Annotated in this window: 25 protein-coding genes, 2 tRNA genes, 2 pseudogenes and 2 other annotated features; of the genes and pseudogenes, 8 read left to right on the plus strand and 21 right to left on the minus strand. The window is 62.5% G+C overall.

Annotated elements, in window-relative coordinates:
• The first annotated feature begins 74 nt into the window (after positions 1-74).
• Positions 75-374: an STAS domain-containing protein gene (locus EBS_RS06655; protein WP_043107913.1), complete on the plus strand. Its 300-nt coding sequence runs from the start codon at positions 75-77 to the stop codon at positions 372-374.
• On the opposite strand, the gene sthA is transcribed toward EBS_RS06655, so the two are convergent.
• Entirely contained in the window at positions 361-1,761 is a 1,401-nt protein-coding gene (sthA, locus tag EBS_RS06660) for a Si-specific NAD(P)(+) transhydrogenase (protein ID WP_043107915.1), read from the minus strand. The two genes, EBS_RS06655 and sthA, sit on opposite strands and share 14 nt — an antisense overlap.
• A 77-nt stretch (positions 1,762-1,838) precedes the next feature.
• Between sthA and EBS_RS12900 the strand changes: the two genes are divergently transcribed.
• Both EBS_RS12900 and lexA read left to right on the plus strand, forming a co-directional pair.
• Positions 1,839-2,156 (plus strand): hypothetical protein, encoded by a 318-nt coding sequence (locus EBS_RS12900; protein ID WP_052199370.1) that lies wholly within the window; start codon positions 1,839-1,841, stop codon positions 2,154-2,156.
• A gap of 59 nt (positions 2,157-2,215) precedes the next feature.
• Positions 2,216-2,860, plus strand: coding sequence for a transcriptional repressor LexA (lexA, locus tag EBS_RS06670; protein ID WP_043107917.1), 645 nt, complete (start codon positions 2,216-2,218; stop codon positions 2,858-2,860).
• A gap of 165 nt (positions 2,861-3,025) precedes the next feature.
• Here the strand turns inward: lexA and hspQ are convergent, their stop codons facing one another.
• From hspQ to EBS_RS06705, 8 genes are all read right to left on the minus strand, one after another.
• A complete protein-coding gene (hspQ, locus tag EBS_RS06675) occupies positions 3,026-3,334 on the minus strand; it encodes a heat shock protein HspQ (RefSeq protein WP_043107918.1) in 309 nt (102 codons plus the stop codon).
• Between the two features lie 11 nt (positions 3,335-3,345).
• Entirely contained in the window at positions 3,346-4,323 is a 978-nt protein-coding gene (cmoB, locus tag EBS_RS06680) for a tRNA 5-methoxyuridine(34)/uridine 5-oxyacetic acid(34) synthase CmoB (protein ID WP_043107919.1), read from the minus strand.
• Complete coding sequence (gene cmoA / locus EBS_RS06685) at positions 4,320-5,042, minus strand: carboxy-S-adenosyl-L-methionine synthase CmoA (protein WP_043107921.1); 723 nt, start codon at positions 5,040-5,042, stop codon at positions 4,320-4,322. Before cmoA ends, cmoB begins: the two co-directional genes overlap by 4 nt.
• Positions 5,035-5,244, minus strand: a complete 210-nt coding sequence (locus EBS_RS14575) for an SET domain-containing protein-lysine N-methyltransferase (protein ID WP_231892774.1) — start codon at positions 5,242-5,244, stop codon at positions 5,035-5,037. The genes cmoA and EBS_RS14575 overlap by 8 nt, the downstream gene beginning before the upstream one ends.
• On the minus strand, positions 5,241-5,384 hold the full coding sequence (locus tag EBS_RS14580) for an SET domain-containing protein (RefSeq protein WP_231892775.1): 144 nt from the start codon (positions 5,382-5,384) through the stop codon (positions 5,241-5,243). Before EBS_RS14580 ends, EBS_RS14575 begins: the two co-directional genes overlap by 4 nt.
• Before the next feature lie 19 nt (positions 5,385-5,403).
• Complete coding sequence (locus EBS_RS06695) at positions 5,404-5,607, minus strand: hypothetical protein (RefSeq protein WP_043107922.1); 204 nt, start codon at positions 5,605-5,607, stop codon at positions 5,404-5,406.
• Positions 5,608-5,704: 97 nt separating this feature from the next.
• A tRNA-Val gene (locus EBS_RS06700) sits at positions 5,705-5,781 on the minus strand.
• Positions 5,782-6,044: 263 nt separating this feature from the next.
• Positions 6,045-6,281, minus strand: a complete 237-nt coding sequence (locus EBS_RS06705; RefSeq protein ID WP_043107923.1) for a helix-turn-helix domain-containing protein — start codon at positions 6,279-6,281, stop codon at positions 6,045-6,047.
• Between the two features lie 149 nt (positions 6,282-6,430).
• Here EBS_RS06705 and EBS_RS06710 point away from each other — a divergent pair, with 149 nt between their 5' ends.
• The 3 genes and pseudogenes from EBS_RS06710 to EBS_RS13610 all read left to right on the plus strand — a co-directional run bounded on the left by EBS_RS06710 (position 6,431) and on the right by EBS_RS13610 (position 8,891).
• Positions 6,431-6,658 carry a hypothetical protein gene (locus EBS_RS06710; protein WP_043107925.1) on the plus strand — a complete coding sequence of 76 codons (228 nt, stop codon included), beginning with the start codon at positions 6,431-6,433 and terminating at the stop codon, positions 6,656-6,658.
• The gene (locus EBS_RS06715; RefSeq protein ID WP_052199371.1) at positions 6,651-7,748 is read left to right on the plus strand and encodes an Arm DNA-binding domain-containing protein; all 1,098 of its coding nucleotides are present in this window, start codon (positions 6,651-6,653) and stop codon (positions 7,746-7,748) included. Before EBS_RS06710 ends, EBS_RS06715 begins: the two co-directional genes overlap by 8 nt.
• Before the next feature lie 13 nt (positions 7,749-7,761).
• A pseudogene (locus EBS_RS13610) lies at positions 7,762-8,891 on the plus strand (IS3 family transposase).
• Positions 7,950-8,066 (plus strand) — a sequence feature (AL1L pseudoknot). (Overlaps the previous pseudogene by 117 nt.)
• A gap of 36 nt (positions 8,892-8,927) precedes the next feature.
• Here the strand turns inward: EBS_RS13610 and EBS_RS06730 are convergent.
• The 11 genes from EBS_RS06730 to bioA all read right to left on the minus strand — a co-directional run bounded on the left by EBS_RS06730 (position 8,928) and on the right by bioA (position 18,662).
• Positions 8,928-9,506 carry a DNA-formamidopyrimidine glycosylase family protein gene (locus EBS_RS06730; protein ID WP_052199372.1) on the minus strand — a complete coding sequence of 193 codons (579 nt, stop codon included), beginning with the start codon at positions 9,504-9,506 and terminating at the stop codon, positions 8,928-8,930.
• An 85-nt stretch (positions 9,507-9,591) separates the two neighbouring features.
• Positions 9,592-9,668: transfer RNA gene (locus EBS_RS06735), tRNA-Pro, on the minus strand.
• Positions 9,669-9,727: 59 nt separating this feature from the next.
• Entirely contained in the window at positions 9,728-10,093 is a 366-nt protein-coding gene (locus EBS_RS06740) for a MerR family transcriptional regulator (protein WP_043107927.1), read from the minus strand.
• 11 nt (positions 10,094-10,104) lie between these two features.
• The gene (gene ihfA / locus EBS_RS06745; protein WP_043107929.1) at positions 10,105-10,428 is read right to left on the minus strand and encodes an integration host factor subunit alpha; all 324 of its coding nucleotides are present in this window, start codon (positions 10,426-10,428) and stop codon (positions 10,105-10,107) included.
• A 9-nt stretch (positions 10,429-10,437) separates the two neighbouring features.
• Positions 10,438-12,813, minus strand: coding sequence for a phenylalanine--tRNA ligase subunit beta (pheT, locus tag EBS_RS06750; RefSeq protein WP_043107930.1), 2,376 nt, complete (start codon positions 12,811-12,813; stop codon positions 10,438-10,440).
• Positions 12,814-12,989: 176 nt separating this feature from the next.
• On the minus strand, positions 12,990-14,012 hold the full coding sequence (gene pheS, locus EBS_RS06755; protein ID WP_043107932.1) for a phenylalanine--tRNA ligase subunit alpha: 1,023 nt from the start codon (positions 14,010-14,012) through the stop codon (positions 12,990-12,992).
• A gap of 94 nt (positions 14,013-14,106) precedes the next feature.
• On the minus strand, positions 14,107-14,466 hold the full coding sequence (rplT, locus tag EBS_RS06760) for a 50S ribosomal protein L20 (protein ID WP_043107934.1): 360 nt from the start codon (positions 14,464-14,466) through the stop codon (positions 14,107-14,109).
• 15 nt (positions 14,467-14,481) lie between these two features.
• Complete coding sequence (gene rpmI, locus EBS_RS06765; protein WP_043107935.1) at positions 14,482-14,676, minus strand: 50S ribosomal protein L35; 195 nt, start codon at positions 14,674-14,676, stop codon at positions 14,482-14,484.
• A 108-nt stretch (positions 14,677-14,784) separates the two neighbouring features.
• Positions 14,785-15,306 (minus strand): translation initiation factor IF-3, encoded by a 522-nt coding sequence (infC, locus tag EBS_RS06770; protein WP_043109387.1) that lies wholly within the window; start codon positions 15,304-15,306, stop codon positions 14,785-14,787.
• A 77-nt stretch (positions 15,307-15,383) separates the two neighbouring features.
• Positions 15,384-17,294 (minus strand): threonine--tRNA ligase, encoded by a 1,911-nt coding sequence (gene thrS, locus EBS_RS06775; RefSeq protein ID WP_043107936.1) that lies wholly within the window; start codon positions 17,292-17,294, stop codon positions 15,384-15,386.
• Positions 17,295-17,351: 57 nt separating this feature from the next.
• The gene (bioA, locus tag EBS_RS06780; protein ID WP_043107937.1) at positions 17,352-18,662 is read right to left on the minus strand and encodes an adenosylmethionine--8-amino-7-oxononanoate transaminase; all 1,311 of its coding nucleotides are present in this window, start codon (positions 18,660-18,662) and stop codon (positions 17,352-17,354) included.
• A 246-nt stretch (positions 18,663-18,908) separates the two neighbouring features.
• On the opposite strand from bioA, the gene EBS_RS06785 reads away from it, so the two are divergent.
• A complete protein-coding gene (locus EBS_RS06785; protein ID WP_148307683.1) occupies positions 18,909-19,376 on the plus strand; it encodes a type 2 periplasmic-binding domain-containing protein in 468 nt (155 codons plus the stop codon).
• Between the two features lie 52 nt (positions 19,377-19,428).
• Positions 19,429-20,636 (plus strand): annotated as a pseudogene (locus tag EBS_RS13615) (IS3 family transposase).
• Positions 19,695-19,811: a sequence feature (AL1L pseudoknot), on the plus strand. It overlaps the preceding pseudogene by 117 nt.
• Before the next feature lie 370 nt (positions 20,637-21,006).
• On the opposite strand, the gene EBS_RS13620 reads toward EBS_RS13615, so the two are convergent.
• Positions 21,007-22,188, minus strand: coding sequence for a N(5)-(carboxyethyl)ornithine synthase (locus tag EBS_RS13620; RefSeq protein WP_081999862.1), 1,182 nt, complete (start codon positions 22,186-22,188; stop codon positions 21,007-21,009).
• Between the last annotated feature and the right edge of the window lie 95 nt (positions 22,189-22,283).

A 22,283-nucleotide genomic window follows, 5' to 3' on the forward strand; every position in this document is an offset into this window, starting at 1 on the left:
GGCCTCAGCAGTCTAGGGCTTTTGAGGCAATCGCGACACCTTCAAGCTTCGAAAATTTTCAATACAAGGCCCAAATGAACCGGATCCGAGTCAAGAACGACGGCAACAAGATTTCCATCGCCATCCAGGGCGACTTCACCTTCGACCTCAATCGCGAATTCCGCGAAACCTATCAATCCTGTCCTGCCGGCGCACAGTTCGAGATCGATCTGCGACAGTCCGACTACATGGACAGCGCCGGGCTGGGCATGCTGTTGCAACTGCGCGACTATGCCGGCGGTGATTCGGCGCGCGTCACCATCACCGGCGCCAACGAGACGATCCGCAGCGTGCTCGAGGTGGCCAACTTCCACAAACTGTTCACAATCCGCTGACCCGGTTCAGACCGTACAGCGCCGCCACCCGGTAGGCCTCGGCCATGGTCGGGTAGTTGAAGGTGGTGTTGGCAAAATAGCGAATGCTGTTCGCCTCCCCCGGCTGCGCCATGATAGCCTGGCCGATGTGCACGATCTCCGAGGCCTGTTCACCAAAGCAGTGGATGCCCAGCAGCTGCAGGGTCTCACGGTGGAACAGCAGCTTGAGCATGCCCACGTCACGGCCTGCGATCTGCGCCCGCGCCAGGTTCTTGAACTCGGCCCGCCCAACCTCGTAGGGCACGTTCTGCTCGGTCAGTTCGCGCTCGGTGCGACCGATCGAGCTGATCTCGGGACTGGTGAAGATGCCGGCAGGCACCTCCTCGATCAAGCGGTAGTCCACCTCGCCCTGGGCGATCAGGTGGCCAACGAAACGTCCTTGATCATAGCTGGCGCTGGCCAACCCCGGCGGTCCGGCCACATCGCCCACCGCGTAGATGTGTGACTGCGCGGTACGAAAGTTCTCGTCCACCTCGAGCTGCCCACGCGAATTGGCCTCCAGCCCGATGGCCTCCAGGTTCAGCTGGTCGGTGTTGCCGGTACGCCCGTTGGCCCAGAACAGCAGATCGGAGCGGATCTGCTTGCCCGAGGCACAGTGCAGCACGACGCCGTCGTCCAGATATTCCACTCGCGCGACCCGTTCGTTATGAAGGATCACCACGCCCTGGTCGCGCAGGTGATAACCCAGGGCGTCGGTGATCTCGTCGTCGAGAAACGACAGCAGGCGGTCGCGCGTATTGACCAGATTCACCTTGACGTCCAGGTTGGCGAAGATGGAAGCATATTCGCAACCGATCACCCCGGCCCCGTAGATGGTGACGCGCCGGGGCGTGCGCTTCAGCTCGAGCACCGTGTCGCTGTCCACCACACAGGGGTGTGCGAAGTCGATCTCCGGCGGACGATAAGGACGCGAGCCGGTGGCGATCACGAAATGATCGGCCCGCAGGACCTGCTGCTCCCCGTCACCCCGCACCACCTCCAGAGAGTGCGGATCGATGAAGCGCGCCATCCCGTGATACAACGCCACCCGGTTGCGGGTGTAGTAACGATGGCGCATGCTCACCTGCCGCTCGATCACCTGGCTCGAGGTACGCAGCAACTCCGACCAGCCGACATCCATGTGTCCCAGGGTATGCTCGAACAGCGGATGATGCCGGTAGTCGGCCAGCAACTGGATGGCATGACGCAGGGTCTTGCTGGGGATGGTGCCCTTGTGGGTACAGTTGCCGCCGACCTGCGGCTGGGCCTCGACGGCCGCTACCGACACTCCCTGCTTGGACAGCTTCATGCAGGCGCCTTCGCCACCCGGCCCGGTGCCGATCACGATCACGTCGTAGGTTGCCGCCATTGCTACTCCATGGTTGAACCAAAGCATCAAGACCTTACTATAGAAGTGCCCCCACAATAGCAGCATTGGATGCCTCAATGCCCCATTTCCCCGAAAATCCGCTGGCCAACATGGCCTTCGACCCGAGTGCCATCGACCGCACCATCGACCTCGACGAACCGGACGAGACGGCGGCGCTGGCACAAGTGGAACGCCTGATCGCCGAGGCGCCACCCGGCCAGTGCCTGTTGCTGCGCTTTCCGCCGGCCACCGGCGACGGGCGCGAGACCCTGTTCCAGCCGCTGGGACGTTTCCTGCTGGAGGCACGGCGTGCCGGTCGCATTGCACGCTGCCTGCCGGCGGCCGACGGTGCCGGCTATGTGATCGCCTTGCCCGCTTCGTCCGAATCGGATTGACGGGTTCTCCTCCTGTTCTATAATCGAGAAGAACCAATATAGAACGAGGACCCCCCCGCATGACCCCCAGCCTCACCCGCCGCCAGCAAGAGATCTTCGATTACCTGGCCGAGCAACTGCCGAAACTGCCTCACCCGCCCACGCTGGGCGAGTTGTGCCAGATGCTGGGGCTGAAATCGCGCGGCTCGCTGCACAAGCAGATCCAGGCACTGATCGACGCCGGCCTGGTGGAGCCCATGCACAACCTGCGGCGAGGTATCCGTCTTACACCCCGTGGGAAACGCCTGGCCTCGGGCCGCACCCAGACCATCGAGGCAAACGACAGCGACGAACTGCCGATGTACGGGTACATCGCGGCCGGCCGGCCGATCGAGGCCATCGCCAATCCCGACACCATCCTGGTACCACCAGTGCTGCGCACCGAGAACCCCTGTTACGTGTTGCAGGTGAAAGGGGATTCCATGATCGAGGAAGGCATCCTCGACGGGGACTGGGTCGTCATAGAGCAACGCGATACCGCACGCAACGGCGAGATCGTGGTCGCCCTGGTCGATGGCGAGGAGGCCACACTCAAGCGCCTGGAAAAGCGCCCTGGCGAGATCGTCCTGCACCCGGCCAACAGCAGCATGTCACCCATGCGCTATCACCCCTCGCAGGTACAGATCCAGGGCGTGCTGGTCGGTCAGATGCGACGCTATCACTGACCGTTCAGGCACCTCGGAACAAGTCTCGGCCCAGGAACCTGGCGTCAGAATGCGTCAGTTCAAGGCGCGAATGGCACGGAACAGCCGGCTGTTGCGAAGATTCGCAACGCCGAAATGGCGCACTCCGGGTCAAGATCCCGGTGCACGACTTGTTCAGAAGTTCCTTCAGTGTACCGGCGGCAGATAACGCCCGTCGGCATAGCCGGTGAACACCCGTTCGATGGCCGAGTGACGTATGGGATCACCGGTCAGATCCGGCTCCAGATGCCATTCGGCCACGTAGGTCTCCTGCTCGGCACCGTCCACCAGCACCCGGTACCAGGGCTGATCACGCCTCGGCCGGGTACGGGCCACCGAGTCGTACCAACCATCGGAACCATTGAATTCCGGGTCCACGTCGATCACCACGCCCCGGTAGTCGAAGCGACGGTGATGCACGATCTGACCGATATAGAATTTTGCCCTTGCCACCATATCTCGATCACTCAACTCGAATGCGCCAGCACAATGGCCCGGCGTGGCGCGGGATGCCCTTCAATCGTACGGGTTGTATCGGCCGGATCGAGAAAGTCTGAAAGGGATTGGAAGCGCATCCACGGCGTGGACCGCTGTTCTTCGACCGAGGTCACAGTCACGTCCACCACCCGGACATCGCGGAAGCCGGCACGCACCAGCCAACCCGACAAGGCCGCCGGGCTGGGGATGAACCAGACATTGCGCATGCGCGCATAACGCTCGCCAGGCACCAGCACGGTCTGTTCGTCCCCTTCCACCACCAGGGTCTCCAGTACCAGCTCCCCCCCGGGGCGCAGACAATCACGCAATGCCAACAGGTGATCGATGGGCGAACGCCGGTGGTACAGCACTCCCATGGAGAACACGGTGTCGAAAGCGCGCAACCCGGGCGGCACCTGCTCGATGCCCAGCGGCAACAGGTGGATGCGACGCAACAGTTCGGGCTCGATCTCCGCCACCAGGCGACTGACCGCCTGAAACTGGGCAAGGAACAACTGCGTGGGGTCGATACCGACGACCAGCTCCGCTCTCGCACCGAGCATGCGCCAGCAGTGGTAGCCGTTACCGCAGCCCACATCCAGCACCCGCCGGCCCGCCAGCGGTGCAATATGCGGCGCCAGGCGCTCCCATTTCCAGTCCGAGCGCCACTCGGTATCGATGAAGACCCCGTGCAGACGCCAGGGGCCCTTGCGCCAGGGATGCAGCTGCATCAGGGCATCGCGCAGGATCTCCTGCACGGCCGCGTCCACCGCGCCGCCCACCTGGATCGTGCCCGTATCGAGGCTCAGCACATCGGCGGACGGTGCCGGCATGGCCTCCAACGCTGCCCGCCATTGCGGCCAGTCGCCGTGAGGGCGCAGGGCTGCCAAGGTGGGCGGCAGCGCCTCGGCCCATTCGGACAGGCCGGCTTCTGCCAGCGCACTGCATGCCGGTTCGAGTGCAATCATGCGCGCGCCACGATGGAGACAAAATTGAAGCACTGGAACCAGGCGTCGGCGTGCCGGAATCCGGCCGCGTGCAGGCGTTCCAGGTGGGTGGAAAGCCGCTCGGGCAGCAGGACCTTTTCCAGTGCCGCACGCTTCTGGGTGATCTCCAGATCGCTGTAACCCTGCCGGCGCTTGAAGGCGTGATGCATCTCGCACAGCAGCGCATCCGCCTCGGGCGTCTCACCGGCGATCTTCTCCGACAGGATCAGGATGCCGCCGGGCACCAACCCTTCCCGGATGCGGCGCAACAGGCCGGCTCGCTCGTCCCGTGGCAGAAACTGAAGGGTGAAATTGAGCACCACCACCGAGGCGTTCTCGATAACCTGCTCACGGATGTCCGCCTCGACCAGCCGGACCGGGTGCGGGCTGTCCGCCACGTAATCGCGCGCACGCGCCAGCATGGCCGGGGCATTGTCCACTGCAATGATCTTGCAATCGTCGTACGCCAGTCCTGCCGCCATGGCCAGGCTGGCGGCACCGAGCGAGCAGCCCAGGTCGTACAGGCGGGTTCCCGGCTGGGCGTGCTGTGCGGTGAGCAGCTCGATCATGTTGATGATGGCGGCATAACCCGGCACCGAGCGCGAGATCATGTCGGGAAAGACACGGGCGACCGCAGCGTCGAAGACAAAATCCCCGACCGGACCGGGACGCTCGAAGAGACGATCGCGCGATTCAGTCAAACTCGGACTCGAGGTAGTCGAAGGTCAGTTCCTCGCCACGCCGGATGGCACGGGTGGCGTACAGATCGAAACCGTCGAAGGCGGTGTTGCCGGGACGGCTGTGATTGAGGTAGCGCAACAGGTTGCGCCCGCTGCGACCGATGGCATTGTCTTCGTCGCCTTCTTCATAGACCCACAGCACATAGGTGCCATTACGCTTCACCTGCGGCCCCAGTAGGTGCCGATGTATTCGCCCTTGCGGATGGCGCGCGCAGCAAACAACCCGGTGCCATGGATGGTCGACTCGGCCGCATACACCCATTCGCGCAACTCGGCATTGCGGATACGCTTGTGCTCGGTCATGGATCCCGCTCCGGGTACCTCAGTCCACGGTGCAGCGATAGCTGTACACCTGCATCACCGACTTGAGCTCCGCCAGGAGCTGCCTGCGCTCGTTCACCGACAGGTCTGCCGCCTCGGGCAATGGCTCGCCCTTCTCCAGCGCCGAAATGTCGTGCCAGACCTGGGCGCAACCCTTCTGGCAGAGACGCTCCAGGCACTCTTCGATCAAGCCTTGACGGGACATGGCGGCGGCACCTGCACAATGGACGACAACGTATTACACCAGAGCGCACACCCCGAACGCAAAAAACCCGGCCATGCGGCCGGGTCCACAAGAAATTTGGTAGGCGCGATTGGACTCGAACCAACGACCCCCACCATGTCAAGGTGGTGCTCTAACCAACTGAGCTACGCGCCTGTCGCTGCGAGCGCAGAATTCTACGGTGGACGGAGAAAAAGTCAATGAAAAAATAAGCTGTTGTTTTTCAAGGTAATCCAACGCCCTGCACAAAACCCTTTCGGCATTGGCACCGGCTATTTTCCTCCAACAAGGCCGCGAATCAAAGGCCACAACCATGCGCTTTTCACCCCGTAGCCCATCTGTAGCCCATTTTTGGCCCATCCGTAGCCCACGGTCCCGAAACAACCCGGCGAAAACGAACACCACCATGAAACCGAAACCTAGCCCTTTTCGGGCTCCACCTTCACGTGGATGGCGATATCCCCCACATCGCACCCGAAGTACTCGCAGAGCCGGTCCAGGTTATCGGTCGTGGTGTTGTATCCGCGCTGGTTCGCCATCCGTGACAGCACCGTCCGGTTGATACCCGTCGCCTTGCTGATTTCCTCGAAGGTCACCCGTCTGCCTTCATTGAAGGTCTTGTCTGCCATCAGTTCGCGAATCCGGAAACGAATCATGTCACAAGCCCCGTCAGGCATAAGCACATAGAGATCATCTCACGAAGCACATATTCGGCGCCACGAGCACAAGCGTGCTTGACAAGAACGTTCTTGTGGGTAAAGATATGTTCGTCACAAGCACGTTTTGACTTTTTCAGGAACTATTCATGGCGACATACCTCACCACGCAACAGCTCTCGGAGCGCATCCCCTACCCCACCCGGCACATTCGCGACTACCTCAAGGACCGGATCTTCATTGAAGGCCATCACTACATCCGCGCGCCGGGTGGGCGGAAACTGCTCTTCATCTGGGAGAACGTCGAAGCCACCCTGAGAGGAGACAAACCATCGATGACCATCCCCATGGCCGGCGGAGGGTTCTGCCATGGCTAAGGTTCGCGTGCACACCAACGGCAAGCTCTTCTTCGACTTCCGCTTCCAGGGCCGGCGTTACCGGGAATACACGGCACTGGCCGACACGGCACGCAACCGCCGCCTCGTGGAATCGGTGATCAGGAAAATAGACCGCGCCATCAAGGACGGATCCTTCCGGTATCAGGACTTCTTCCCGCCGGAAAACAGCCGCACCGTCAGCAGGCCCATCGCTTCGGCGACCAGCGATGCCGCGTCGGCCGAAGAACACCGCGCCTTGCCCGGCGCGACCCCTTGCGTTGCGACACCCGGTTTCAGCGAGTTCTTCGAACAGTGGTACATGGAGCGGGAAATCGGCTGGAAACGATCCTATCAGCAGAAGGTGGCCGACATCGGCAACAAGCACCTCATTCCCGCGTTCAGGGCGATGAAGATCGGCGACATCTCCAAGGCGGAATGTCTCGCTTTCCGCGCAAGCCTTGCAAAAGACAAAGGCCTTTCGCCATCCCGCATCAATGCCATCATGAACATATTGAGGCAGGTCCTGTCCGAGGCCGCCGAACGATTCGATTACACGATGCCGATCCGGGATCTGAAACCGCTGCGCCAGCCACGTTCGACAGTCAACCCCTTGTCGCTCGCCGAGGTACAGGCCTTCCTTTCGGCGGTTCCGGAGCGTCATCGTCCCTATTACGTCACCGCTTTCTTCACAGGACTGAGAACCTCCGAACTCAACGGACTGAAGTGGAAATACGTTGATCTGGAACGCCGACAAATCGGCGTCTTCGAGACATTTGTCTATGGCAAACAGGACACCACAAAAACCGATGGCTCCCAGCGCTACGTCGAGATGTCGTCCCCCGTGGTGGAGGCGCTTTCAAGACAGCAAGACCTCACCCGGGGTCGATCCGACTACGTTTTCTGCAGCCGGAACGGCCAACCGCTGAACTACCGCAACATGGCGCGTCGCGTCTGGTACCCCACGTTGGAAAAGGCCGGCCTGGAACGTCGCCGCCCCTATCAGACCCGCCACACTGCATCCACGCTCTGGCTCGCGGCCGGCGAGTCGCCAGTGAGCCGCCCCGGGTTTCCCGGAGACTCCATTTCTTGAGAGGATAGAGTCTATGGATACGAGCAAGAGATATTCCCCTGAGGTCCGGGAACGGGCGGTTCGCATGGTGTTTGATCATCAGGCCGAGCGTGATCAAGGACTGCGTGAGGGTCTGACGACGTCGGAGCGCGAGCGGCTCAAGGCCTTGGAACGGGAGAACCGGGAGCTGAGGCGGGCCAACGAGATTCTGAAGACGGCGTCGGCTTTTTTTGCCCAGGCGGAGCTCGACCGCAAACTGAAGAGATGATCGCGTACATCGACGATCACAGGGATCGTTACGGGGTCGAGCCGATCTGCGCGGTGCTGCCGATCGCCCCGTCCACCTACTATGAGCACAAGGCCCGTGAGGCCGATCCACAGCGACTGCCGCGGCGATTGCAGCGGGATCGCGCCCTGTCAGACGAGATTCGACGGATCTGGGAAGAGAACTTCCAGGTGTACGGTGCCAGGAAGGTATGGCGGCAGCTCAACCGGGAAGGCATCGAGGTAGCCCGCTGCACGGTGGAACGTCTGATGCGTGTCATGGGGTTGCGGGGTGTGGTGTGAGGCCGCCGTTGCCGGACAACGATCGGCGACACGACGGCGGAACGACCACTGGACCGGGTGAAGCGGCAGTTTACTGCCACCCGCCCGAATCAGTTGTGGGTGGCGGACATTACCTACGTGGCGACTTGGACAGGGTTTGTCTATGTGGCGTTTGTCGTGGACGTCTATGCCCGACGGATCGTGGGCTGGCGTGTCTCCCGGTCGCTGAAGACCGACCTGGTGCTGGATGCGCTGGAGCAGGCGCTATGGTCGCGCCAGGACACAGAGGGCCTGGTGCACCACAGTGACCGAGGCTGTCAGTACCTGTCGGTGCGCTACACGGAGCGCCTGGCCGGGGCCGGCATTGATGCCTCGGTCGGTAGCCGAGGGGACTCCTATGACAACGCTCTGGCAGAGACGATCAACGGTCTGTACAAGGCCGAGGTTATCTACCGGCGAGGCCCCTGGAAGCATAGGGAGGCGGTCGAATATGCCACTTTGGAGTGGGTGGACTGGTTCAACCACCGGCGGCTGCTGGAGCCTATTGGCAACGTGCCACCGGCGGAGTTGGAAGCGGCGTATTATCGCCAACAGAAAGAGTCTGCCAAGGCGGCCTGACTCAAACAAAACAGTCTCCGGAATATCCGGGGCGGTTCACTGATCGGGTGCCAGATCGGCCACCCGCCGACGCGGATGCAGGCCCGCCACGTGCAGAATCTCGCAACAGAGGTAGTTGCCGATCCCCGCGAGCACCGACTGATCCTGCAACAGCCCGGCCAGGGCGCGTCGCGGGTGCTGCAGCAGGCACGCCTTCACCTGTGAAGCATCAACGCCCGGATCGAGCAGTTCCGGCCCCAGACGCGACAGGTAAGGGTGCGCGCCGACGGCTTCCTCATCGAGCATCTCGATCTCGGTGGCGCTATAGAGCAAGGCCAGATGACGGTGGGTCCCCAGCATCAGGCGCAGCCGGCGGCGGGACGATGGCAGCACCCTGCCCTCCACCACTTCCCAGCGGCCATAGAGCTGATTATGGGTATAGAGCGTCATGCCATTGTCGAAACGGGTGAGCAGCGCCTTGCCGCGCGCCATCACCGACAGTACCCGGGCGCCTGCGAGCCGGTCCTCCCAACCCTGCAGACCCGGCACCGCAAAGCGAACCTGTTGCAAGTGCTGGCCGGCAAGGACATCGGCCAGGCGATCGGCAGTACGCTTGATCTCGGGACCTTCGGGCATGAGGCATCGCGACGGGCGGACACACAAAGGCCCCGACGAGCGGGGCCCTGCAAGACCCTCCGTGGGCGGGAGGGCAGATCGATACTGGTCGGAGCGGGGAGATTCGAACTCCCGACCCCCACAACCCCATTGTGGTGCGCTACCAGGCTGCGCTACGCTCCGAAAACGAGACGCGCATGCTAGAGGGGCATGCGGCGTTTGTCAATTTGAAAACGGCCCGATCAGGCCTCGAGCAATTGCAGGATGGCCTCGAGCTCCTCGCGCAACTCGCGGACCAGTTGCGGATCGGCCCCCTTGGCCTTGCCGCTCTCGCCGTCACCCTCTTCCAGACGCTGGCGCGCCCCGCCGATGGTGAAGCCCTGCTCGTAGAGCAGGCTGCGGATCTGGCGGATCAGCTCGACGTCGTGGCGCTGGTAATAGCGCCGGTTGCCGCGCCGCTTGACCGGCTTGAGCTGGGGGAACTCCTGCTCCCAGTACCGCAGCACGTGCGGCTTGACCTGGCACAGCTCGGCCACCTCACCGATGGTGAAATACCGCTTGCCGGGGATCGGCGGCAGTTCCAGATTGCTGCTCTCGGGGTCGAGCATGAGCTGCTACCTCAACCGGTCCGCTGCTCGGCCGCCGCAGCCTGCTGCTGGGTATAGGCCTCGACCCGGGCCTTGAGCTTCTGGCCGGGCCGGAAGGTGACCACACGGCGCGCGGAAATGGGGATCTCCTCGCCGGTCTTGGGGTTGCGCCCGGGCCGCTGGCGTTTTTCTCGCAGGTCGAAGTTTCCGAAGCCCGACAACTTCACCTGGCGCCCGTCCTCCAGGGCCTGGCGAATCTCCTCGAAGAACATCTCCACCATTTCCTTGGCCTCGCGCTTGTTCAGCCCGAGCTCCTCGAACAGATGTTCAGCCATGTCGGCCTTGGTCAATGCCATAACGATAACCTAGTCTCTCAACGTAGCGGACAATTCCCCGGCCAGCGCCTCCAGCACGGCCTGGCCGGCACGTTCGACTTCCTGTTCAGTAAGAGTGTGCGAAGAATCCTGTAAAATCAAGCTCAAAGCGAGACTTTTTCGATCGGAATCTACATTCTCGCCAGTATAGACGTCAAACAACTGGATCTCGCGCACAATTTCAGGCGCCGCCCTGCGCGCCACCTCGTGTACCTGGTCCCAGCTCGTCTCGCGCGCCACCACGATGGCAAAGTCGCGGCGAATGGCCGGGTACTTGGACAAGGGCGCGAAGGCCGGCAGGCGCCCTTCAGCCAGCTCTTCGAGCGAAACCTCGAAGACATAGGTCGCCGGCAGGTCCAGCCGCTGCTGCAGCTGCGGATGCACCGCCCCGATCCAGCCGATGGCCTGCCCGTGATAGAGCACCCGCGCGGTCTGCCCCGGGTGAAGGGCCGGATGCTCGGCTGCCACAAAACCGAAGTCTTGCGCCGGCGCGACCTGGGTGAGCACGGCCTCCAGGTCGCCCTTGAGATCGAAGAAATCGGCCTTGCGCGCGGCCTGCCCCCACTGGGTGTCGACCACCGGGCCGCAGATCAGTCCGCCGAGGCGCGGGCGCTGTGCGATCTCACCGGCGATGCGCTCGAAGGTGAGGCCCGATTCGAAGATTCGCACCCGTTCCTGCTGGCGCGCCAGGTTGTGTCGTGCCGCAGCCAGCAGTCCGGGCCACAGGCTGGCACGCATCACCGACATGTCGGCGGAGATGGGATTGCTCAAGCGCACCGGGGCGATGTCCGGGGCGACCTGCTCGGCCATCTCCGGGCTGATGAAGCTGTAGGTGATGACCTCGTGATAGTCCCGGTCGACCAGGGTGTCACGCGCGCGGTCGAGACGGAAGGCCGCCTCGGGCTGCGCGGCAATGGTGACCGGCGCTGCGTGCAGACTGGCCGGGATGTTGGCATAGCCGTGAATACGCCCCAGCTCCTCGATCAGGTCCACCTCGATGGCGATATCGAAACGGCTGCCCGGCGGCGTCACCTCCCAGCCCTCGTCGACGCCCCGCACCTGCATGCCCAGGCGCTCGAGGATGTCCTTCACCTCGGCGTCGGCCAGTTCGATACCCAGGATGCGCGGGATACGCGCACGGCGCAGGCGGACGGGTCGCCGCACTGGCAGCTGCGCCTCACTCACCGTCTCGCTGACCGGCCCGGCCTGGCCGCCGGCGATCTCGAGCAGCAGCGCGGTGGCATATTCCATGGCGCGCACCGGGAGCTCGGGATCGACGCCGCGCTCGAAACGGTGTGACGAATCGGTATGCAGACCATAGCTGCGCGCCTTGCCGGCGATCGCCAGCGGCGCGAAGAAGGCGGCCTCCAGCAACACGTTGCGGGTATCGCCGCTCACCCCGCTGTCCTCACCGCCCATGATGCCGGCCAGGGCCAGCGGCCCCTTGCTGTCGGCGATCACCAGGGTGTCGTCGCGCAGGGTCACCTCGCTACCGTCGAGCAAGGTCAGCGCCTCGCCATCCTGCGCCATGCGCACGGTAACCCCGCCTTGCAGCCGATCCAGATCGAACCCGTGCATGGGCTGGCCGAGTTCGAGCATCACGTAGTTGGTGACATCCACCACCGGGGAGATGGCGCGCACGCCGCTGCGGCGCAAGCGCTCGACCATCCACAGCGGGGTCTGCGCAGCGGGATCGATGCCACGGATCACCCGGCAGACATAGCGGGGGCAGGCCTCGGGGGTTTCCACCGTCACCGGGAAGGTGTCGGTGAGATCGGGATTGACCGGCTCGATGACCTCGCCGCGCAGCGGCGCCCGGTTGAGCACCGCTACCTCGCGCGCAATGCCGGCCACGCTCAGGCAGTCGCCGCGATCCGGCGTCAGGTCCACGTCGATGCAGGCATCGTCCAGATCCAGCCAGGCACGGAAATCCTTGCCCACCGGGGCGTCTTCCGCCAGTACCATGACGCCGTCGGACGATTCCGCCAGTCCCAGTTCGGCCGCCGAGCAGATCATGCCCTGCGACAGGACACCGCGCAGTTTCGACTTCTTGATCTTGAAATCACCCGGCAGGCGCGCGCCCACCGTGGCCACGGGCACCTTCTGCCCGGCCGCCACGTTGCGTGCGCCGCACACGATCTGCAGGGGCTCATCGCCGTCCACGTCCACCCGACAGACGCTGAGCTTGTCGGCATCGGGGTGCTTCTCGCAAGAGAGCACGTGGCCGACCACCACGCCACTGAACGCCGGCGCGGCCGGCTCCACCGAATCCACCTCCAGGCCGGCCATGCTGAGCTGATCGGCCAGCTCGGCGGTGGAGATATCGGGATTCACCCATTCACGCAACCAGGCTTCGCTGAATCGCATCGTTAACTGGTCCTTGAGACTTGCATGTCAATCTTCACCACAAAGCGCACAAAGGGTACGAAGAAGGTCGAGAGCCCGGTCGCTGGTCTTCCCGTCACCCTTCCGCGCACAGTAGCGTTCACCTCACATCGCCCTGCTGTCCTTCGTGTGCTTCGTGAACTTCGTGGTTTTTCTGTTCAGGCAAACTGCCGCAGGAAGCGCAGGTCGTTCTCGAAGAACAGCCGCAGGTCGTTGACGCCGTAGCGCAACATGGCCAGGCGCTCCACCCCCATGCCAAAGGCGTAACCGGTGTAGCGTTCGCTGTCGATGCCGACATGGCCCATCACCTCGGGGTGGATCATGCCGCAGCCCAGCACCTCCAGCCAGCCAGTGCCGGAACACACCCGGCAACCTTCCCCGCTGCACATCACGCACTGGATATCCACCTCCGCCGAAGGCTCGGTGAAGGGGAAATAGGACGGGCGGAAACGTACGTCCAGATCCTCGCGCTCGAAGAAGGCGTGCAGGAAGGCAATGAGAATGCCCTTCAAATCGGCAAAGGTGACCTGCTCGTCCACCATGAAACCCTCGACCTGATGAAACATGGGCGTGTGGGTCAGGTCGGAGTCGCAGCGATAGACGCGCCCCGGTGCAATCACCTTGAGCGGCGGCTCGGCGCCCTTCATCACCCGGATCTGCACCGGCGAGGTATGGGTACGCAGCAGCAGGCCATCGTCGAAATAGAAGGTGTCGTGCATGGCCCGCGCCGGGTGATGGGCAGGGATGTTGAGCGCCTCGAAGTTGCGGAAGTCGTCCTCGATCTCGGGACCTTCCGCCACCTGGAAACCGGCACCGCCAAAGATCTCCTGGATGCGCCGCATGGTGCGCGTCACCGGGTGCAGACCGCCCCGCCCCGGGCCACGCCCCGGCAGGGTGACGTCGATGCGCTCGGCGGCCAGGCGCTCGGCCAGCGCGACGGCCTCCAGGGCCTGGCGGCGCGCCTCGATGGCCTGTTGCAGGGCCTGCTTGGCACGGTTGATCGCCTGCCCGGCCGCAGGGCGCTCTTCCTTGGGGAGCTTGCCGAGCTGCTTGAGCTGCCCGGTAAACACCCCGCTCTTGCCCAGGTAGCGCACCCTCACCTCGTCGAGCGCACGCAGGTCGGCCGCGGCCTCCACCGAGGCCTGCGCCTCGTCCAGCAGCTGTTCCAGTTCTGTTGCCATGGCTTTCTCGAATACGGTTGGAGCTTTCACCGAAAAGGGGGAAGCCAGACGACTTCCCCCTCTCCAGACCGGCAGTCGGACATGCCGGTGACGATCAGCCTGCGAGGGCCGCCTTGGCCTTCTCGGCGAGTTGGCTGAAGGCGGGCATGTCGTGTACCGCGATATCGGCCAGCATCTTGCGATCGATGGCGATACCGGCCTTGTTCAGGCCGTCGATCATGCGGCTGTAGGACAAGCCGTTCATGCGCGCCGCCGCATTGATACGCTGGATCCACAGCGCGCGGAACTGGCGCTTCTTGACCTTGCGGTCGCGATAGGCGTACTGGCCGGCCTTGATGACGGCCTGCCTGGCAACCCGGAACACCTTGCGGCGGGCACCGTAGTAGCCTTTGGCCTGCTTGAGAACCTTCTTGTGCTTGGCGTGTGCGGTAACGCCGCGTTTCACTCTTGGCATGGGTCAGTCCTCCGGTCAGGCGTAGGGGATCATGCGGCGGGCCGCGGCCACGTCGTTCTTGTGCAACATGGACGGCGCGCGCAGGTGACGCTTACGCTTGGTGGATTTCTTCGTCAGGATGTGACGGCGGTGCGACTGGTTGCGCTTGATGCCACCGGCGGTGACACGGAAGCGCTTGGCTGCACCCCGGAGGGTCTTGATCTTGGGCATTTTGCTGTCTCCTGTATCGAGGTTGCTTCAGGGTGACCCAGGCTCAGGGTGACCCAGGCAATGCCTTGGGCCCGGCCACCCGTGGCGGCGATGCCGCCGGATTCGGTATCACTTCTTCAGCGGACTGAGCACCATCACCATCTGGCGCCCTTCCATGATCGGTCGCTGCTCCACCTGGGAGATGTCGGCCAGGTCACGCTCGACGCGCTGGAGCATCTCCAGCCCAAGCTCGCGGTGGGCATGCTCGCGACCACGAAAACGCATGGTCACCTTGCACTTGTCGCCGTTTTCGAGAAACCGCCTGAGGTTGCGCAGCTTGACCTTGTAGTCGCCGATGTCGGTTCCGGGCCGGAACTTGACCTCCTTGACCTGGACCTGTTTCTGCTTCTTGCGCGCCTCCTGCCGCTGTTTCTTCTGCTCGAACACGAACTTGCCATAGTCCATGATGCGGCAGACAGGCGGCTCGGCGTTGGGAACGATCTCCACCAGATCGAGCCCGGCGCCGTCGGCGATACGCTGGGCCTCCTCGAGGCTGACGATCCCGATCTGTTCCCCATCTGCGCCGATGAGCCTGACCTCGGGGGCGGTGATGTCTCCGTTCAGACGATTGCGCTTTTCTTGTTTTGCGATGTCCTGATTCCTCCAAAAAACAAAACCGCCCGACAACAGGGCATGCCTTGGGGCATGCTTGCTGATCGGGCAGCTGGTCAGGACCGCTGGGCGATCTCCTGCTCGAGATGCCCGGCAAGGTCGTCGAGGGGCATGACCCCCAGATCCTTGCCGTCACGGGTTCGCACCGCGACGCTGCGGCCCTCCACTTCACGGTCCCCCACCACCAAGAGGTAGGGCACCTTCTGCAAGGTATGCTCGCGAATTTTAAAACCGATCTTCTCGTTTCTCAAGTCCGTTTCCACGCGAATGCCGCGATCCTGCAGGAATTGCGCGACTTCGCCGACGAACGGCGCCTGGCGGTCGGTGATGTTCATCACCACCGCCTGCACCGGCGCCAGCCACAGCGGCAGCGCACCGGCATAGTGCTCGATGAGGATGCCGATGAAGCGCTCCAGCGAGCCCAGGATGGCGCGGTGCAGCATCACCGGCGTCTTCTTGCTGTTGTCCTCGGCGACATAGGTCGCGCCCAGGCGCTCGGGCATGGAGAAGTCGAGCTGGATGGTACCCAGTTGCCAGACCCGACCCAGGCAGTCGCGCAGGGCGAATTCGATCTTGGGCCCATAGAAGGCCCCCTCGCCCGGCTGCAGTTCCCAGTCCACGCCACGTTCGTTCAGCGCGTCCTCGAGCGCCTGCTCGGCCTTGTCCCACAGTTCGTCCGACCCCACACGCTGCTCGGGGCGCGTGGACAGCTTGATCTGCACATCCTCGAAGCCGAAGTCGCGATAGACCTCGAACAGCAGGTCGATGAAGGCCAGCACCTCGGGCAGGATCTGCTCTTCGGTGCAGAAGATGTGCGCATCGTCCTGCACGAAGTTGCGCACCCGCATCAACCCATGCAGGGTGCCCGAGGGCTCGTTGCGGTGGCAGGAACCGAATTCGGCCAGACGCAGCGGCAGGTCACGGTAGCTCTTGAGCCCCTGGTTGAAGATCTGAATGTGTGCCGGGCAGTTCATCGGCTTGATCGCGTAGTCGCGATTTTCCGAGTGCGTGGTGAAGATCATGTCGCCGAACTTGTCCCAGTGGCCCGACTTCTCCCACAGGCTGCGATCGATCACCTGCGGGGTGTGCACCTCCTGGTAGCCATGCGCACGCAATTTCTCGCGGATGTAGTTCTCGATCGTGAGATAGATGCGCCAGCCCTTGTCGTGCCAGAACACCATGCCCGGCGCCTCTTCCTGGGTGTGGAACAGGTCGAGCTGGCGGCCGATGCGTCGGTGATCGCGCTTCTCGGCCTCTTCCAGGCGCTTGAGATAGGCCTTGAGCTCCTTCTTGTCGCGCCACGCCGTGCCGTAGATGCGTTGCAGCATGGCGTTGTTCGCGTCCCCCCGCCAGTAGGCGCCGGCCAGCTTCATCAGCTTGAAGGCCTTGGGCAGCTTGCCGGTGCTGGGCAGATGCGGACCACGGCAGACGTCGAACCAGTCGCCCTGACGGTAGACCGAGATCTCCTCGCCCTCGGGGATGGCGTCGATGATCTCGACCTTGTAGTGCTCGCCGATCTCGCTGAAGACCTTCTTCGCCTCCTCGCGGTCCCAGACCTCGCGCTCGATGGGCAGGTCGCGGCCGACGATCTCGCGCATGCGATCCTCGATCTTCTGCAGATCCTCGGGCGTGAAGGGCTCCTCGCGCGCGAAGTCGTAGTAGAAGCCGTCCTCGATCGCCGGGCCGATGGTCACCTGGGTGCCCGGATAGAGCTCCTGCACCGCCTGCGCCATCACGTGCGCCGCATCGTGGCGGATCAACTCCAGCGCCTCCTCGTCGCGCGCGGTGACGATCGCCAGATCGGCATCACGGTCGATGGTACGCGAGAGATCCACCAGTTCGCCGTCGAGCTTGCCGGCGAGTGCGGCCTTGGCCAGCCCCGGACCGATATCAGCGGCCACCTCGGCGACCGTCACCGGGTGGTCATAGGCGCGCTGGGAACCGTCGGGCAACGTGATGACAGGCATGTTCCTTCCTCGATGAAACGAAAAGGCGCCGGGGCCCGGCGCTGGATCGGCCGGCAATTATATAGAAGCGTTCCGCGGAACGCAGCGCCCACCGTGGACCGTCAGCTCGCCGACCACCTCGACCACTGCGCCACACAGCCGCGCCAGGTCCTCCTCGTCGATCACATACGGGGGCATCAGGTAGACCAGGCGCCCGAAGGGACGCACCCAGACGCCGTGTTCCACGAAGCGCGGCTGGACCGTCTTCATGTCCACCGGATCGGTGAGTTCGACCACACCGATGGCCCCCAGTACGCGCACCTCGGCGACGTGGGGCAACGCGGCGCAGGGCGCGAGCCCGCGGCGCAGACCGTCCTCGATGGCGTCGACCCGCGCCTGCCAGGGCGACTCGAGCAACAAGTCGATGCTCGCGCGCGCCACCGCGCAGGCCAGTGGATTGGCCATGAAGGTGGGGCCGTGCATGAACAGCCCCGGCTCGCCTCCGGCGATGGTGCCGGCGATCTTCGGGGTAGTCAGCAGGGCCGCCAGGGTCATGTAGCCCCCCGTCAACGCCTTGCCCAGGGCGAGGATGTCCGGCGTCACGCCGGCGTGCTCGCAGGCGAACAGATGCCCGCTACGCCCGAAGCCGGTGGCGATTTCGTCGGCGATCAGCGGAATATCGTGGCGGTCGCACAAGGCGCGCACCGCGCGCAGCCAGTCGGCCGAGTAGAAGCGCATGCCGCCAGCACCCTGCACGATGGGCTCGAGGATCACCCCGGCCAGCGAGTCGGCATGCTCGGCAAAGGCCGCCTCGAGCGCGGCCAGGTGATGCGCCTCGCAGGGCTGGCCAAAGGCCGGTTCGGGCCGGTCCACGAACAGCTGTTGCGGCAGCACCTCGCGGAACAGACCGTGCATGCCGGTGACCGGATCGCACACCGACATGGCGTGCAGGGTGTCGCCGTGATAGCCACCGCGCGGCACCAGGAAGCGCCGCCCCGGCCGCCCGCGCGCGATCTGGTACTGGATGGCCATCTTCATCGCTGCCTCGATGGCCACCGAGCCCGAATCGGCGAAGAACACCACATCCAGCCCGTCGGGCGTGATCGCCACCAGGCGCTCGGCCAGTGCAACGGCCGGCTCGTGGGTGAGCCCGCCGAACATGACGTGCGCCATGTCCCGCAACTGGTGCTCGATCGCAGCATTGAGTACCGGGTGGTTGTAACCGTGGATCACGCACCACCAGGAGGCCATGCCGTCGATCAACTCGCGCCCCTCCTCCAGGTACAGCCGCACCCCCTCGGCACGGCGCACGCCGAACAGCGGCAGGTCGGCACCCCAGGCGCTGTAGGGGTGCCAAAGGCAACGGGCATCGCGTTCACATAAGTCCATATGGCCGTTCCATAATGTGTCCTCAGGTGGGCAGGGGTTCGATATCGTGCCGGATGTGCGGCATAAACGCCGCCCCCCTGCGGTTTCCCCTCAAGTTGTCAGGAAATATGCCGAAACACTTTCCCGAGCGCTCCGAATAGTGAGCCGACAAGCCGATTCAAAGAGGCCGCAGGTCGATTGCGCTCATATCGTAACCGCCATAGCCTACCGAATCGGCGATCGCCTCCCTCACGCAACAGGCATTCTATGAGCACGGATAGCGGCCATTTCCCGAAACACGGTCAGGGAAAGAGAAGAACCCTCCTCGCCGCCATGTTCATTCTGCTGCTGTTTTCGATGGGCCTGACGCAGGCCGGAGAGGTCGTGATCATTGCGCATCCCGGAACAGATGCCCGGACGTTCAGTCGCAACACCGCCCGCCTGCTGTTCTCACAGAAACGCAACCGTTGGAAAAACGGGCAACCGGTACACGTCTATGTCCTCGAGGACGACCACCCGGTACACCGCGAATTCTCCCGCAGGATTCTGAAACTCTACCCAAGGCAACTGCGCCGGATATGGGATATTCGGACCTATTCGGGGACCGGCCAGGCGCCGCGCACCGTATATTCTGTGCGTGAAATGCTGGAGCAGGTTGCATCGCAACCTGGGGCCATCGGCTATGCGCCAAAAGATCAAATCGACGGCCGGGTCAAGGTCATCGAGGTGAAATGACTGAACCGTCCCGGGTTTCCCGGAGACTCCATTTCTTGAGAGGATAGAGTCTATGGATACGAGCAAGAGATATTCCCCTGAGGTCCGGGAACGGGCGGTTCGCATGGTGTTTGATCATCAGGGCGAGCATGATTCCCAATGGGCGGCGATGACCTCCATCGCGGCCAAGATCGGCTGTACTGCGCAAATGGGTGAGACAGGCCGAGCGTGATCAAGGACTGCGTGAGGGTCTGACGACGTCGGAGCGCGAGCGGCTCAAGGCCTTGGAACGGGAGAACCGGGAGCTGAGGCGGGCCAACGAGATTCTGAAGACGGCGTCGGCTTTTTTGCCCAGGCGGAGCTCGACCGCAAACTGAAGAGATGATCGCGTACATCGACGATCACAGGGATCGTTACGGGGTCGAGCCGATCTGCGCGGTGCTGCCGATCGCCCCGTCCACCTACTATGAGCACAAGGCCCGTGAGGCCGATCCACAGCGACTGCCGCGGCGATTGCAGCGGGATCGCGCCCTGTCAGACGAGATTCGACGGATCTGGGAAGAGAACTTCCAGGTGTACGGTGCCAGGAAGGTATGGCGGCAGCTCAACCGGGAAGGCATCGAGGTAGCCCGCTGCACGGTGGAACGCCTGATGCGTGTCATGGGGTTGCGGGGTGTGGTGTGAGGCCGCCGTTGCCGGACAACGATCGGCGACACGACGGCGGAACGACCACTGGACCGGGTGAAGCGGCAGTTTACTGCCACCCGCCCGAATCAGTTGTGGGTGGCGGACATTACCTACGTGGCGACTTGGACAGGGTTTGTCTATGTGGCGTTTGTCGTGGACGTCTATGCCCGACGGATCGTGGGCTGGCGTGTCTCCCGGTCGCTGAAGACCGACCTGGTGCTGGATGCGCTGGAGCAGGCGCTATGGTCGCGCCAGGACACAGAGGGCCTGGTGCACCACAGTGACCGAGGCTGTCAGTACCTGTCGGTGCGCTACACGGAGCGCCTGGCCGGGGCCGGCATTGATGCCTCGGTCGGTAGCCGAGGGGACTCCTATGACAACGCTCTGGCAGAGACGATCAACGGTCTGTACAAGGCCGAGGTTATCTACCGGCGAGGCCCCTGGAAGCATAGGGAGGCGGTCGAATATGCCACTTTGGAGTGGGTGGACTGGTTCAACCACCGGCGGCTGCTGGAGCCTATTGGCAACGTGCCACCGGCGGAGTTGGAAGCGGCGTATTATCGCCAACAGAAAGAGTCTGCCAAGGCGGCCTGACTCAAACAAAACAGTCTCCGGAATATCCGGGGCGGTTCAGTCTCCAGAATCGACTCGACCTTCGACAGCCATCATGGTCCCGGCCGCCCTGCGTCCGTTGTCTTGCGCTACGCCCCCTTGTTTCGCAGCGCGAGACAACTCTCACAAATGGCTTGACGCCGCGTTCGGATGCTCGCTTTGTTTCCCCTCCAGCGAGTTTCGCGCCCGCCGGGTAAACAGTCTCGCCTCGCGGCTACCGGGGACTACCCGCCTTCGCTTCGCTCTCCTTGGCGGGCAGCGTATGTTACCTTGAAAACTAACGCCGCGAATCACCGGCAGTAAAAAGCAGAGCAAAGCGGCGCTTTATTACTGTCCGAGTGGATTTTCCTTGTTAGGCATTAACCTTGTTCGAGACGGCATTTCCAACCGGATTGATGTGGGCGTGTGGGTAGTGCGGCTCACGCTTTTGAAACGACAGAATAGAGGGGTCCTGAATCACGCCACCATCAATATTTATAGCCTTTCGAATAGTCTCATTTTGCTGCCAACCATCACGGCCCGCCACCACAGTCGGTAAATAAAAAATGAGAGCGGCAGAGATTGATCGCGTTGCACTTTCCCAGAGATAGCTTGGAGTATGATCCACTGCGTAGTAATCTATGGTTTCATATTTAAACATAGGATTCTTGAATGTGGTTGGTTTGGCAAAAAAGAATCCCATACCCTCGTCGCAACTGACATCAATAATCAGGCTGTTGGGCTTGAGGTATGAACTTTCCGCTTCGGTCACAAAGTGGATGGGATTTTCTGTTTCTTGAAAGGTTCCGTTTATGATGATATCTGCTTCACTGATCAGATCAGTCAACGGCCGCGTAGTTCCATCGTGTTCCACCACCAACATGCGTGCCTCGCCCTCATTGCCTGCCCGAATCCGGACATAGTGACAATCAAGTACCTCTTCACGTACTTCGTGGTCGGGGCGCTGAATGCAGATTGTGATATCTCTAAAACCATGCGCCTTGAGGGCGTATATCGCCCCACGGCTGACGGCACCGAAACCGAAAATGATCGTTTTGCGTTGGTTGCCGTAATGCCCATCGATACCTTTGAGTTGCAAGGCATGTATTACTGCGCAATAGCCAGCCATTTCGTTGTTCTTATAGAACGTGTGGCGGCCAATCTGACCGTCAGGAGTCCAAACAAACATTTCCTCAAAGGCAATGAGCGTCAGCTTACGATCGAGTGCAGCCTGGGTGATATCCCGTTGCTGTACACAATGCACATAGCCCCAAAGTGTTCCTCCTTCGCGAAGTTCTTGTAAATCAGCTAATACTGGCTTGGTAATGATAACCGTGCCAATGTCGGCCAATAAATCGTGGCGTGTGGCAATGCCACCCGTCTGAGCAGCAATTTCCGAGTCTGCGATACCGAATAGTGCTCCATAACCCTCTTCAAATATCAGCTGGCGGCGAATGTCTTCAGGAATGCGCGGCAAATGCTCTGGATGGATTGGAGGCCGTCGCTCATCTTCTTTTTTTGAAGTCCCAATGACTCCCAATGTTAATTTACTCATGCCGTTTCCTTTTAATAAACAAATCAACACGTGTGCCTTCATGAACGAATTATCAGCTTCGCCAATAGGCCTGCTTTTTTATGCTCTGGTCTGTC

The organism is endosymbiont of unidentified scaly snail isolate Monju (assembly GCF_000801295.1).
In the GTDB taxonomy this organism is placed as follows: domain Bacteria; phylum Pseudomonadota; class Gammaproteobacteria; order Chromatiales; family Chromatiaceae; genus MONJU.